12 protein-coding genes are annotated in these 13348 nt (G+C 72.1%); 9 read left to right on the forward strand and 3 right to left on the reverse strand.

Annotated features, from left to right (window positions below; translation table 11 throughout):
• Positions 1-59 precede the first annotated feature (59 nt).
• From QR77_RS39040 to QR77_RS39050, 3 genes are read left to right on the forward strand one after another with little or no spacing between them, the layout of a single operon-like run.
• Positions 60-740, forward strand: coding sequence for an ABC transporter permease (locus tag QR77_RS39040; protein WP_040026660.1), 681 nt, complete (start codon positions 60-62; stop codon positions 738-740).
• Positions 737-1414 (forward strand): ABC transporter permease, encoded by a 678-nt coding sequence (locus tag QR77_RS39045; RefSeq protein ID WP_040026662.1) that lies wholly within the window; start codon positions 737-739, stop codon positions 1412-1414. Before QR77_RS39040 ends, QR77_RS39045 begins: the two co-directional genes overlap by 4 nt.
• Positions 1411-2373: an ABC transporter substrate-binding protein gene (locus tag QR77_RS39050; protein ID WP_040026663.1), complete on the forward strand. Its 963-nt coding sequence runs from the start codon at positions 1411-1413 to the stop codon at positions 2371-2373. The genes QR77_RS39045 and QR77_RS39050 overlap by 4 nt, the downstream gene beginning before the upstream one ends.
• Positions 2374-2391: 18 nt before the next feature.
• On the opposite strand, the gene QR77_RS39055 is transcribed toward QR77_RS39050, so the two are convergent.
• Positions 2392-3372 carry an acetylxylan esterase gene (locus tag QR77_RS39055; protein WP_040026664.1) on the reverse strand — a complete coding sequence of 327 codons (981 nt, stop codon included), beginning with the start codon at positions 3370-3372 and terminating at the stop codon, positions 2392-2394.
• Between the two features lie 214 nt (positions 3373-3586).
• Between QR77_RS39055 and QR77_RS39060 the strand changes: the two genes are divergently transcribed.
• From QR77_RS39060 to QR77_RS39080, 5 genes are all read left to right on the forward strand, one after another.
• Complete coding sequence (locus QR77_RS39060) at positions 3587-4687, forward strand: LacI family DNA-binding transcriptional regulator (protein WP_063798132.1); 1101 nt, start codon at positions 3587-3589, stop codon at positions 4685-4687.
• A gap of 59 nt (positions 4688-4746) precedes the next feature.
• Positions 4747-6357 carry an FAD-dependent oxidoreductase gene (locus QR77_RS39065; RefSeq protein WP_040026665.1) on the forward strand — a complete coding sequence of 537 codons (1611 nt, stop codon included), beginning with the start codon at positions 4747-4749 and terminating at the stop codon, positions 6355-6357.
• Between the two features lie 117 nt (positions 6358-6474).
• On the forward strand, positions 6475-8604 hold the full coding sequence (locus tag QR77_RS39070) for a hydantoinase/oxoprolinase family protein (protein WP_040026666.1): 2130 nt from the start codon (positions 6475-6477) through the stop codon (positions 8602-8604).
• Positions 8601-9281 carry a hypothetical protein gene (locus QR77_RS39075; RefSeq protein ID WP_236711004.1) on the forward strand — a complete coding sequence of 227 codons (681 nt, stop codon included), beginning with the start codon at positions 8601-8603 and terminating at the stop codon, positions 9279-9281. The genes QR77_RS39070 and QR77_RS39075 overlap by 4 nt, the downstream gene beginning before the upstream one ends.
• A 4-nt stretch (positions 9282-9285) precedes the next feature.
• Positions 9286-10572 carry a TRAP transporter large permease subunit gene (locus QR77_RS39080; RefSeq protein ID WP_040026668.1) on the forward strand — a complete coding sequence of 429 codons (1287 nt, stop codon included), beginning with the start codon at positions 9286-9288 and terminating at the stop codon, positions 10570-10572.
• Positions 10573-10610: 38 nt separating this feature from the next.
• On the opposite strand, the gene QR77_RS39085 is transcribed toward QR77_RS39080, so the two are convergent.
• Positions 10611-11450 (reverse strand): SDR family oxidoreductase, encoded by an 840-nt coding sequence (locus tag QR77_RS39085; protein ID WP_040026669.1) that lies wholly within the window; start codon positions 11448-11450, stop codon positions 10611-10613.
• Between the two features lie 141 nt (positions 11451-11591).
• Between QR77_RS39085 and QR77_RS39090 the strand changes: the two genes are divergently transcribed.
• The gene (locus QR77_RS39090) at positions 11592-12176 is read left to right on the forward strand and encodes a TetR family transcriptional regulator (RefSeq protein ID WP_040026671.1); all 585 of its coding nucleotides are present in this window, start codon (positions 11592-11594) and stop codon (positions 12174-12176) included.
• 7 nt (positions 12177-12183) lie between these two features.
• Here QR77_RS39090 and QR77_RS39095 read toward each other — a convergent pair whose 3' ends face one another.
• Positions 12184-13347, reverse strand: coding sequence for a betaine/proline/choline family ABC transporter ATP-binding protein (locus tag QR77_RS39095; RefSeq protein WP_040026672.1), 1164 nt, complete (start codon positions 13345-13347; stop codon positions 12184-12186).
• Position 13348: the final 1 nt, after the last annotated feature.

The raw sequence follows: 13348 nt of genomic DNA on the forward strand, positions 1-13348 counted from the left end.
CGTGCCCGTACGGTCCAACGTGACGCGCGGGCCACCGCCGCCCCGGCTGCAATGGACGAGTGACCGCGCCCCCGGACGACTGCCTCGCGCGCAACGAGTGGGTCTGCGGCGCCTACGTCTCCAGCCGCCGCCACGTCCTGCTCGACGCGGTGCTCCAGCACGTCGCGCTCACCGCCGTGTCCGTCCTGCTCGGGCTGGTGATCGCCGTACCGCTCGCGCTGGCGGCCCGCCGCTGGAACTGGGCGGCGGGGCCCGTCCTCGGTGTCACGACCGTCCTCTACACCATCCCGTCGCTGGCGATGTTCTCGCTGCTCCTGCCGGTGTACGGGCTGTCCGTCTCACTCGTCATCGCCGGCCTGGTCCTCTACTCGCTCACCCTGCTCGTACGCAACATCCTGGCCGGCCTCCGGGCCGTCCCCGAAGATGCCCGGCAGGCGGCGCGCGGCCTCGGATACGGGCCCGTCCGGCTGCTCCTCACCGTCGAGCTGCCGCTCGCCGTGCCCGCAGCGATGGCGGGGCTGCGCATCGCGACCGTATCGGCCGTCTCCCTCGTCACCATCGGCGCGATCGTCGGCCACGGCGGTCTCGGCAATCTCATCTACGCGGGGATGAACACCTTCTTCAAGGCGCAGGTGCTCACCGCGTCCGTCCTGTGCGTCGTCATCGCCGTCATCGCCGACCTGCTGCTGCTGGCCGTCCAGCGCGCGCTCACCCCCTGGACGAGGGGGCAGCGCGCGTGAACACCTTCGCCGCCGCCTGGTCGTGGCTCACCAGCGCCTCCCACTGGTCGGGCTCCGACGGCATCGGGAACCGGCTCGCCGAACACCTCTTCCTCACCGTCGCCTGCCTCGCCCTGAGCTGCGCCGTCGCCCTGCCCGTCGCGCTGGTCCTCGGACACCTCGGCAAGGGAGGCGCCCTCGCCGTCAACATCTCCAACGCCGGCCGGGCCGTCCCCACCTTCGCCGTCCTGGTCCTGCTGCTCCTCACCCCGCTCGGCGCGTACGGGCAGTGGCCGACGATCATCGCCCTGGTCCTCTTCGCGATCCCACCGCTGCTCACCAACACCTACGTCGGCATGCGCGGCGTGGACCCCGATGTCGTACAGGCCGCACGGGGCATGGGGATGACCGGCGCCCAGCAGCTCCGACGGGTCGAGCTGCCGCTCGCGCTGCCGCTGATCATGACGGGTGTACGGGTCGCCGCCGTACAGCTCGTGGCGACGGCGACGCTCGCGGCCCTCGTCGGCGGCGGGGGTCTCGGCCGGATCATCACCGCCGGATTCAACCTCGCCTCCACCCCGCAGGTGCTCGCGGGCGCCGCGCTCGTCGCCGTGTTCGCGCTGCTGGTCGAGGGGGTTTTCGCGCTGGGACAGTGGCTGGCGCCCGGCCGCCGGGCCAGGAGCGGCGCCGGATGAGATCCGTACGGCCGGCTCTCGTAGCCGCGCTCCTGGCCGTCACCGCCCCGGCCGCGGCCGGCTGCTCCACCGGCCCGTCCCTGGAGAACCGGGGCGCGGTCACCGCGCCGCCCGGCGACAGCAGGCATCTGACCATCGGCTCGTCGGGCCTCACCGAGAGCGATCTGCTCGCCGAGATGTACGCGTCCCTGCTCAGGCACGCCGGCTATCACACCGAACTGCTGTCCGTCACCAACCGGGAGATCTACGAACCGGCCCTGGAGAGCGGTCAGATCGATGTCGTACCCGAGTACGCGGCGACCTTCGCCGACTGGCTGAACACCAGGGCGCACGGCGCCGACGCCGAGCCCGTGGGGTCGCCCGATCTGGCGGCGACCATGAAGTCCCTGCGCCCGCTGGCCGCCGCACGCGGACTCACCGTGCTCGCCCCGGGCCGGGCCGTCGACCAGAACGCGTACGCCGTCGCCGCCGGTTACGCGGCGAAGCACCGGCTGAGGACGCTCAGCGACCTGGGCAGGGCGGGGCTGCCGGTACGGCTCGCCGCGGGCGACGAGTGCGCCCGGCGACCGTACTGCTCGCCGGGGCTGAAGAAGACGTACGGCATCGACATCACCGGCATCGACCCCAAGGGCATCGGCACCACCGCCGCCAAGCAGGCGGTCCAGCGGGGCCAGGACCAGATGCTCGTCACCACGACCACCGACGCGACCCTCGACGACTTCGGCCTGGTGATCCTCGCCGACGACAGACGTCTCCAGAACGCCGACCACCTCGTGCCCGTCGTCAACCGCTCCCGGGCGGGCGGCGAGGCGGTCAGGCGTGTGCTGGACCGGCTCAACAGGGCGCTGACGACGCGGGACCTGGCCGCGATGAACGAGCAGGTGGACAGTTGGCGGCGGCTGCCCGAGGACGTCGCGCGGACCTATCTGCGATCGAGGAAACTGATCCCGGCCCGCTGAGCGGGCGCTGCTCGCGCGTCAGCGGGCGCTCACGCCCAGCCTCTCCGGCAGCCAGGCCAGTTGGACCGCCTGCTGGAACGGGCCGCCGCCCTCGTGGTCGTTGAAGTCGTAGACCTCGATCGTCTTGTCCTGCCCGGCATAGGCGTTGAAGGCGGCGAAGACGGTCGACGGCGGGCAGGTCTGGTCCTCCAGCGCCACCGAGAACAGCGCGGGAGCCCGGCCGCGCGAAGCGAAGTGCACCCCGTCGAAGTAGCTCAGCGTCCTGCGCACCCGCTCGGTCCTGCCACGGTAGGTCTTGAGGTATCTGCCCACCTCCCGGTACGGATCGCGGTCCGTGACCGTCGTCGCCCGGGGGAAGTCGCAGAGGAACGGTACGTCGGGCGCGATCGCCACGAGGTCCGGCACCAGGCCTCCGACGGCGACGGTGATTCCGCCGCCCTGGCTGATCCCGGCGGCGACCGTACGGGTGGCGTCGACGAGCGGATGGGAGCGGGCGGCCTCCACGGCGCGTACCGCGTCGGTGAACAGCCGCCGGTAGTAGAACTCGTGCGGGTCCTCGATGCCCCGGGTCAGGAAGCCCGGGTTCGAGGAGGCGCTGCCCACCGGGTCAGGGGTGTCCCCGCCGCCCCAACCGCCGCCCTGGCCACGGGTGTCCATCACGAAGTGCGCGAACCCGGCCGAGGCCCAGAGCAGATGCGTGTGCGGGAGCCCGCGCCCGCCGCCGTAACCGATGAACTCCACCACCACGGGCAGCGGTTCGGCCGTCCCCGCGGGCAGGACGAGCCAGCCCTTGACCGGATGCCCGCCGAATCCGGCGAAGGTCACATCGAATATGTCGAGCGTCGTCAGAGCCGTCGTGACGGGCTCGAAGCGCGCGTTCAGAGCGTGGCCGCGCGTCTCGGCGAGGGTGTCCGCCCAGAACTGGTCGAAGTCCTCCGGTTCCGTGGACGCGCTCCGGTAGTCACGGAGTTTTTCGAGGGGCAGGTCGAACAGGGACACGGGGGACCGCCTTGGTCATGAGGGACACCTACGTGGGACACGCCTGCCGGGTGAGTGGCAAACGATCACACCGTACGACGGGCGTGTCCGGCGCAGAAGACCCTGTCCGGTGGCTGAAAAAAGACGGCGAAGCCCCTTGACCGGAGCGCCCAAGAGGCTCACAGTACTCATTAATGCGCATTACTAATACGCATTAACAGCCGGAGGAGTCAGGGTGGACGAACCCAGGAAGCGGTCCCGGCCAGGCCGGACCCCCGCCCCTGCCGGCCGTACCTCACGGCCGCGCCAGGCGGAGGTCGCCCGGCTCGCCGGGGTGTCGCAGGCCACGGTCTCGCTGGTGCTCGGCGGCAAGAAGCAGGGCGCCGCGATCTCCGAGGAGACCAGGGCGAAGGTCCTCGAAGCCGCGCGCAGCCTCGGCTACGTACCCGACCCGGCCGCCCGGAGTCTGGCAGCGGCGCGCAACGACCTGCTGGGCGTCTTCAGCTTCACGGCGACCTTCCCCACCGATGTGCAGCACTCGTACTACCCGTTCCTGGTGGGCGTCGAGCGGGAGGCGGCGGCGCGCGGTTACGACCTGGTGCTGTTCACCGGGTCGAGCACCGGCGGCGCCGGTGCGGCGGGGCCCGAGGCGCTGCGCAGGGTCCGGCTCGCCGACGGCTGCCTCTTCCTCGGCCGCCACGCACCGGCCGCCGAACTGCGGCGGCTGGTCGCCGACGGTTTCCCCGTGGTCCACGTCGGCCGCAGGGACGAACTGGAGGGGCTCGCCTGGGTCGGCGCCGACTACGTGAGCGCCAGCCGGGAGGTCGTCGCCCATCTCGCCGGCCTCGGCCACCGCCGGATGGTGCTCGTCCGCGAGGACGACGAGGCACCCGCCTCCACCGACCGTGAACACGGCTTCCTGAAAGGCCTGGAGGAGGCCGGACTGCCCGGCGGTCCCGACACCGTCTTCCGCTCCGCGGACCCGGAGCGCGCCCTCACCCCGGACGTGCTGCGCGCGTGGCTCGCCGAGGGGGTGACCGCCTTCGTCGCCGAGGAGACCGACACGGGCGCCGCCTGGCGCGCGCTGCGCACCGCCGCCGTGGCGGCCGGTGTCGACTGCCCGGGCGAGGCCTCGTTCGCGCTGCTCGGCAATCCGTCGCCCGATCTGCCCGGCGGACCTGAACCCACCGGATTCGACATCCCCCGGACGCAGTTGGGCGCGGCGGCGGTGCGCATGCTCGCCGCCCTGGTCGCGGGGGAGGAGGCCACCGAGCCACTGGTGGCCTGCGTCTTCAGACCCGGCGCGACGGCGGGAGCGGCACCGGCCCGTACGTGACCCATTCCCACCGCCGAACACACCGCACACGCACAACACAGCACCACAAGGAGACCCGCGTGACACCCGAACCGGACATTCTCATCGTCGGCGGCGGACTCGGCGGCGTGGCCGCCGCCCTCGCCGCCTGCCGGGCCGGGCGCAGTGTCGTCCTCACCGAGGAGACCGACTGGATCGGCGGCCAGCTCACCTCGCAGGCCGTCCCGCCGGACGAGCACCCGTGGGTCGAGGAGTTCGGCACCACCGCCTCGTACCGCACCCTGCGCGAAGCGATCAGGGGCTACTACCGCCAGTGGTACCCGATGCGCTCCGAGGCGCTCGCCCTTCCCCGCCTCAACCCGGGCGCCGGCCGCGTCAGCAAGCTCTGCGCGGAGCCGCGCGTCGCGCTCGCCGTCCTGGAGGCCATGCTCGCCCCGCACCGGGCCGCAGGACGGCTCACCCTGCTGACCGAGCACCGCCCGGTCTCCGCCGAGGCGGACGACGACACCGTACGCACCGTCACGGTCGAGAGCCTCCGCGACGGCAGCCGCCGCACGATCGGCGCGCGTTACGTGCTGGACGCCACCGAGACCGGTGAACTGCTGGAGCTGGCCGGGGTGGAGTACGCGGTCGGCGCCGAGGCGCGAGCCGAGTTCGACGAGCCGCACGCGCCCGAGACCGCCGACCCGCTCAACCAGCAGGGCATCACCGTCTGCTTCGCCCTCTCGCACCACGAGGGCGAGGACCACACCATCGACAGGCCCGCCGACTACGACTTCTGGCGCGCCTACCACCCCGACTTCTGGCCGGGACCGCTGCTCGGCTTCCTCGCCCCCGACCCGCGCACCCTGGAAGCCGTACCGCGCACCTTCGTACCCAATCCCGACCTCGACCCGCTCGACGTCACGGCCGACCAGAGCGCCGACGCCGGCGACAAGGAACTGTTCGGCTTCCGCCGTATCCTCGCCCGCAAACTGCACAGGCCGGGATCCTTCGACTCCGACATCACCCTGGCCAACTGGCCGCTCAACGACTACTGGCTCAAGCCGCTGATCGGCGCCGGGCCGGAGACCTCCGAGCAGGCGGTCGCCGAGGCACGGCAGCTCTCGCTGTCCGTCCTGTACTGGCTCCAGACGGAGGCACCCCGCGCCGACGGCGGCAAGGGCTTCCCGGGGCTGCGCCCCCGCCCCGATGTCACCGGCACCGACGACGGCCTGGCCAAGGCGCCGTACGTCCGCGAGTCACGCCGGATCAAGGCCGTCACCACCGTCACCGAGCACGATGTCGCGATCGACCTGGTCGGCCCGTACGGCGGCACCAAGTACCGCGACTCGGTCGGCGTCGGGAACTACCGCATCGACCTGCACCCCTCCACCGGCGGTGACAACTACATCGACATCGGCTCGGTGCCGTTCGAGATCCCGCTCGGCGCCCTCGTACCGCGCCGGGTCCGCAATCTGCTGCCCGCCGGAAAGAACATCGGCACCACCCACATCACCAACGGCTGCTACCGGCTCCACCCGGTGGAGTGGAACATCGGCGAGGTCGCCGGTGCCCTGGCCGCCCACTGCCTCGCCGAAGACGTGGAACCGCGTCAGGTCCAGTCGGACGACAAGCGGTTCGACGCGTTCGCCGGGGTGCTCGACCGCGCCGGGGTCCAGCGCCACTGGCCCGACGTACGCGGCTACTGACCCCGTATCCGTCCCCCCGCAGCCCGGGGCGGACGGCCGGACGGGAGCAGCTCCACCTGCCCCGCCCGGCCCACCGCCCGCGTATCAGCCAACAGCGCACAAGGAGGTGCCCTGACAATGACCACCCACCGCATTCGCGTCGGCATCGACGTGGGCGGAACCTTCACCGACGCCGTGGCCGTGGACGCCACGACCCTGGAACTCCTGGGACAGGTGAAAGTTCCCACCAGCCACCACCACGAGGACGGAGTCGCCCACGGCATCGTCGAGGCGCTCGGCCGGCTGCTGGAACAGACCGGCAACGCCCCCGACGACGTGGCCTTCCTGGCTCACGGCACCACACAGGCTACCAACGCCCTGCTGGAGGGCGACGTCGCCACGGTCGGCCTGATCGGCATCGGTACGGGACCCGGTGCCGCCCTGACCCGGAAACTCGCGAGTCTGTCCAAGCTCGAACTGACCCCCGGCAAGCGGCTGCCGCTCGCCTACGCCCATGTCGGCGACCCGGACGACGCGGCCGCCGTCCGCAGGGCGGTCGACGAGGTCGTGCGCGGGGGCGCCGAAGTCCTCGTCGCCACCCAGCCGTTCAGCGTCGACCGCCCCGAGGGCGAGGAGGCGGTGCTCGACGCCGCACGTGGCAGGGGCCTGCCGATGACGGCCGCCCACCGGATCACCTCGCTGTACGGCTTGCGCAAGCGGACCCGTACCGCCGTCGTCAACGCGGCGATCCTGCCGCGCATGCTCGCCACCGCCGACCTGGTCGACGCCTCCATCACCAAGGCCGGCGTCACCTCGCCGCTGATGGTGATGCGCTGCGACGGCGGGGTGATGTCGCTCGACGAGATGCGGCGCAGGCCGCTGCTGACCGTGCTCTCCGGGCCCGCCGCCGGGGTCGCCGGCGCCCTGATGCAGGAGCGGATCAGTGAGGGGCTGTTCCTGGAGACCGGCGGGACGTCCACCGACATCAGCGTCGTACGGCGCGGCAGGGTCGCCGTCCGGCACGCCACCATCCTCGGCAAGACGTCGTACCTGTCGGCGCTGGACGTACGGACCGTGGGGGTCGGCGGCGGATCCATGGTGAGGACCGACGGCGCGAAGGTCACCGCCGTCGGACCGCGCAGCGCGCACATCGCCGGACTGCCCTACGCCTGCTTCGCCACCGCGGCGGACCTGGCCGGGGCGAAGCTCGCCACCGTCCGGCCGATGGACGGCGACCCGGCGGACTACGCGGTCGTGGACGCGGCGGGCGGCCGGTTCGCGATCACCATGACCTGCGCGGCCAACGCGCTCGGCCGGGTGCCCGAAGGCGACTTCGCGCGCTCCGACCAGGCGGTAGCGAAGGCGGCGATCGCGCCGCTCGCCGCCGCGCTCGGCGTCGACGTCGCCACCGCGGCGGCCCGCGTCCTCGACGCGGGGACCGGCCAGGTGAAGGCCGTGGTCGACGCGATGATCGGCGACTACCGCCTCGACAAGGACACCGCCGTCCTGGTCGGCGGCGGCGGAGGCGCCGCCTCCGTCACCCCGCACCTCGCCGCTGTCTCCGGGCAGGAGGGCCGGATCGCCCGGCACAACGAGGTGATCAGCCCCATCGGCGTCGCGCTCGCCCTGGTGCGTGAGCAGATCGAGCGGATCATCCCGGGCGCGGGCCAGGAGCAGATCCTCGCCGTACGCGCCGAGGCCGAACAGGCCGTCATCGCCCAGGGAGCGGCGGCCGACGGGGTCGAGGTCGAGGTGACCGTCGACCCGCAGACCAACACCGTACGGGCCGTCGCCACCGGTGCCTCCGAACTCCGCACCCAGGACCGCTCCCACCGCGCCGACGACGGTGAGCGGCTGCGCGCGGCGGCCGCGAGCTTCAAGACCGACCCGGGCGAGGTGCGGGTGCTGGCGACGACGGCCTCGCACACCGTGTACGGCACCGAGGTGCACCACAGGTTCCGCGCCGACCGCCATCCGGTGCGGGTCGTCGACGCGGACGGAGTCGTACGGCTGCACGCGCCGGACGCCCGCGTCGAGACCACCACCGTCGGAGCGGCGCCGCAGGTGCTCGCCTCGCTGGTCGACGAGTCCACGTCGTACGGCGACGGCGGCGTACGCGCCCCGGCGCTGCGCCTGCTCATCGGCTCCCGGATCGCCGACCTCTCCGGAGTGCTCGACCCGCAGCCGCTGCTGGCGCTGGCGCGCGGCGAACTCGGCACGCGCGCCGCCGCCGAACCCGTCGTCGCCGTGGTGGAGGCCCGCACATGACCGCCGTACGCACCACACCTGCCATACGCACCACACCTGCCATACGCACCGCACCCGTCATACGCAACGCGCCCGCCGACCTGGCCGCTCTGCGGCGGCTCGCGGACCTCGACGACGTCGAGTTCGGCGTACGGCTCCTCGCCGGGACCCCCACCCACGAGGGCCGCGACCCTGAGCTGCTGCGCCGGTGGGCGGCCGCCGCCGCGGCCTTCGGGGCGGCGCTGGACCCCGTACCGTGCACGGCCCGCGTCGTGGAGAGCGACGGCGGCCTGGAGGCGGGGCTGCTGGCCCGCTACACCTCACGGCCGGAGACGGTCGAGCTGTACACCGACACGATCGCCGCGGCCGAGGATCTCGCGGAACGGCTCGGCTGGCGGCACTGGTATCCGGAAGGGTCCGTGCGCGCGGCGGCCCTCGCCCACGAAGCCGTCCACGAACAGCTCCACCACGGACCCGCCAAGGCCGCGCTCAAGCGGGCGCTGGGCCACGTCGTGCTGCGCCTCGGCAGCCACCGGGTGTACGGGCATGTCGCCGGTGCCGAGGAGATCGCCGCCCACGCGTACGCCCGTACGGTCTGCGGACTCGGCCGGGACCCGCTCCTGCTGACCGCCGCGCTCGCCACGGCGGCCGAACCGGTGGCACACGCCCCGCGCGGCTCGCACGGAAGAAGGAAGTAACGCCATGGGCATCGTCATTCTGCTGATCATGGCGGCCGGTGTCGCCGCGATGCTCAGCCGCAAACTCCCCACGGCCTTCGCGCTCGTCGTGCTGGCCGTGGTCATCGCCTTTGTCGCCGGCGCCCCGCTGACCGGCAAGAACAGTGTGCTGGACACGGTGCTCCAGGAAGGCGCCCCCGCGCTCGCCGCCACCATGATCGCGATCCTGCTGGGCTCCTGGCTCGGCAAGCTCCTCGACGAGACGGGCATCGCGGGGACTCTCGTCCGCAAGATCGTCGAATTCGGCGGCGACCGGCCCGTCGTGGTCGCTCTCGGGGTGCTCGCCGTCTCCACGCTCGTCGGTACGGTCACGGGCTCGGCGCCCGCCGCGATGCTCGCCGGCATCATCGGCATCCCCGCGATGATCGCCGTCGGCATCCCCAAGGTCACGGCGGCCGGCACGATCCTGATGGGCATCGCCGCCGGTATGCCGTTCGAGCTGCCCGTCTGGCAGTTCTTCTCCAGTGCGCTGGAACTGCCCATCCCGACCGTGCGCGGCTTCATGATCAAGCTGTTCCCGTTCGCGCTGCTCGCCGCGGTCCTGTTCGTGCTCATCGAGACCCGCCGCAGGGGCGTCGAGCACGCATGGTCCCTGAAGTCCCAGGCCGCCAGGGAGAAGCCGCGCTCGCGGCGCGAGCAACTCGGGGACGCGCCCTGGTACGCGCTGCTCACCCCGATCGTGCCGCTGGTCCTGGCCCTCGGCTTCGAGGTCGCCATCATCCCGTCGCTGCTGGCGGGCGTCCTCTACGCCCTGGTCACCACGACGCGGCCGCGGGAGATGAACAAGCGGCTCCTGCGCACCCTGTACGCGGGCTTCGAGGTCGCCGCGGCGCCGATCGCGCTCTTCGTCGCCATCGGCATCCTGCTGGCGGCGGTGAAACTGCCCGGCGCCGTCGACGCGCTGGAACCGCTCGTCAAGGCGGTCAGCCCGCAGAACGCCCTGCTGTTCGTGCTGGTGTTCACGCTGCTGGTGCCGCTGTGTCTCTACCGGGGGCCGCTGAACGTGTACGGGCTCGGCGCGGGCATCGCCGGTGTCCTCATCGCCGCCGGCGTGTACCCCGCGGTGGCCGTGCTCGGCCTGACCACCTCGTACAACCAGGTCTTCGGCGTCGCCGACCCGACCAGCACGCAGACGGTGTGGGCCGCCCAGTACGCGGGGGTCACACCACAACAGGTCATGGTGCGCACCCTTCCGTACGTCTGGTTCGTCGCCCTCGGCGGATTCAGCGTCACCGCCGCCATGTACCTCTGAGCCGTCGGCCGGATCGGCCCTGACCTGATCCGGCCTGCTCAGCCACCGGCCGGAAGGTCGGTGGAGAAGGCGAGATCCCGCTGCGCCTCGATGTCCGCCAGGCGCTCCCCGAGGGCCTGGCGGACATACGCGTAGGAGTCGCTGCCGAGGGCGATCCGCAGCGGGGCCGGGTGCCGGTCGACGCTGTCGATCATCGCCGCCGCCATTTTGGCGGGATCGCCCTTGGACGGCAGCGAGGGGTCGCGGATGCCGCGCACCATCTTGGCCGGACTGTCGTCGTAGGCGGCGAGAGGTGTGGCGAGCCGGGAGCTTCCGGTACGGAACCCGGTGCGCGCCGACCCCGGTTCGACGATGGTGACACCGATGCCGAACGGCGCCACGTCCTTCGCCGTGGCCTCCATGAAGCCCTCGACTCCCCACTTGCTCGCGTTGTACAGCGACCCGCCGGGGCTGGTGGCCTGCCCTCCGTAGCTGGAGACCTGGAGGATACGGCCGCCGCCCCGCGCCCGCAGATGCGGGAGCGCCGCGCGGACCAGGTGGATCGGGCCGACGAGGTTGGTGGCGATCTGGTGGTCGACCTGTTCGCCCGTCAGCTCCTCGGCCGCGCCGAAGAGCCCGTATCCGGCGTTGCTGATGACCACGTCGATGCTGCCGAGGTCCGCGAACGCCCGGTCCACGACCCCCTGGATCGCGGGTGCGTCGGTCATGTCCAGCACGGCCGTCCACAGCCGGTCCCCGTACCGAATCTTCAGGTCCTCGACCGCCGCAGGATCGCGGACGGTGCCGGCCACCCGGTCGCCGCGTTCGAGGAGTTGCTCCGCCAGCAGCCGGCCGAAGCCGCTGCTCACTCCGGTGATCAGCCAGGTGCGGTTCGTCATGGTCCCGCTCCCTTCCGTTCGACATCTGTTCGATGAAATTGACTAACCTGTTGGTTAGTGTCGAGCCTAGGACTGGCTAACTGGTTAGTCAAACGCTACGGTGGGGCGGGACTGAAGGGGCCGGACGGAAGGGGTGAGGGCATGGCGACGGGCAACGCCGAGGCGACCAAGGCGCGGATCCTGGAGGTGGCCCTGTCGGAGTTCTCCGCCCACGGCATCGCCGGTGCGCGGGTCGACCGCATCGCCAAAGAGGCCGGCTGCAACAAGAACCTGCTCTACATCTACTTCCAGAACAAGGAGACGCTCTTCACCACCGTCCTGGAGCGGAACCTGCGCCGGGTGTACGACGAACTGCCCTTCACGCCCCACGACATCCCGGGCTACGCGGGGCGCGTCTTCGACTTCGCGATGGATCATCCGGACCTGATGCGGCTCATGGCGTGGTCCAACCTGGAACAGCGGGCGAGCAGGCTGCCCGCACGCGGCGCGGCGCAGGAGGCGATGGTCGAGGCCATGGCGGCGGCGCGGACCGACGGCGGCCCGGGGAGCGGGTTCGACCCGGCATTCGTACTGACCGCCGTCATGACGCTGGCCACCGCGTGGTCGGCGGGGGGCTCCTTCGGCCCCGCCCTCACCCCGCACCTGGCGGACGACCCCGGGGCGCTGCGCGCGTCGATCTCCCGCGCGGTCGCACTGATGGTGGGGGCCGGACCGGACGACGCCTGACGGGGCTTTACGCGTCGGCGACCGAGTCGAAAGCGACCTCGCCGCGCGCGATGCCGCGCGCGTCCGCGTCGACCGACCTGCGCAGCGCCTCGTGCAGCTTCGCCGGGGTCAGTACGCCGAGGAAACGCGCCCCGTCGAGCACGGCCACCCACCCCGCGTCCTGCTGGAGCATCTCGCTGAACGCCTGCTTCAGCGGCGAGCCGACCGGGACCCAGGCCTCCATGCGCCGGGCCAGGTCACCCACGACGGCCCGTTCCCCCGCGCTCGCCAGCGCCTCCGCCGACACCCAGCCGTGCAGCTCACCGCCGGCGCCCAGCACCACCGCCCAGCGGGCGCCCTCGGCGCGCAGCCGAACCGCCGCGTCCCCGGCCGGCTCAGCCAGCCTGGCGACCGGCGGCTCCTCCAGATCGGCGGCCTCGACAGCGGTGACCGACAGGCGCTTCAGCCCCCGGTCGGCGCCGACGAACCGGGCGACGTACGGCGTCGCCGGCGCGCCGAGAACGGCCGCCGGGGTGTCGTACTGCTCGATCCGGCCGTTCCCGTACACGGCGATACGGTCGCCCATCCGTACCGCCTCCTCGATGTCGTGCGTCACGAACAGCACGGTCTTGCGCACGGTCGCCTGCAAGGAGAGGAACTCGTTCTGCAGCCGCTCGCGCACCACCGGGTCGACGGCGGCGAACGGCTCGTCCATCAGCAGCAGCGGCGGATCAGCGGCGAGCGCGCGGGCCACTCCCACCCGCTGGCGCTGCCCGCCCGAGAGTTGGGCCGGGTAGCGCGGACCGTACGTCGCGGGGTCGAGGCCCACCAGATCGAGCAACTCGGCCGCCCGCTCCCGGGCTTTCGCCCGCTTCCAGCCCAACAGGGTGGGCACGGTAGCCGTGTTGTCGAGAACCGTACGGTGCGGGAAGAGCCCGACCTGCTGGATGACGTAGCCGATCCGGCGCCGCAGGCGGACCGGGTCGAGGTCTCCGATGTCCTCGCCGTCGACGAAGATGTGCCCGGAGGTCGGTTCGATCAGCCGGTTCACCATCATCATGGTGGTCGTCTTGCCGCAGCCGGACGGCCCGACCAGAGTGACCAGCTCACCTTCGCGCACCTCGAAGGACAGGCCGTCCACGGCGGCGGTGCCGTCCGGATAGACCTTGCTGACCTGCTCGAACCGGATCATG

The organism is Streptomyces sp. 150FB (assembly GCF_000818195.1).
Taxonomy (GTDB): Bacteria; Actinomycetota; Actinomycetes; order Streptomycetales; family Streptomycetaceae; genus Streptomyces.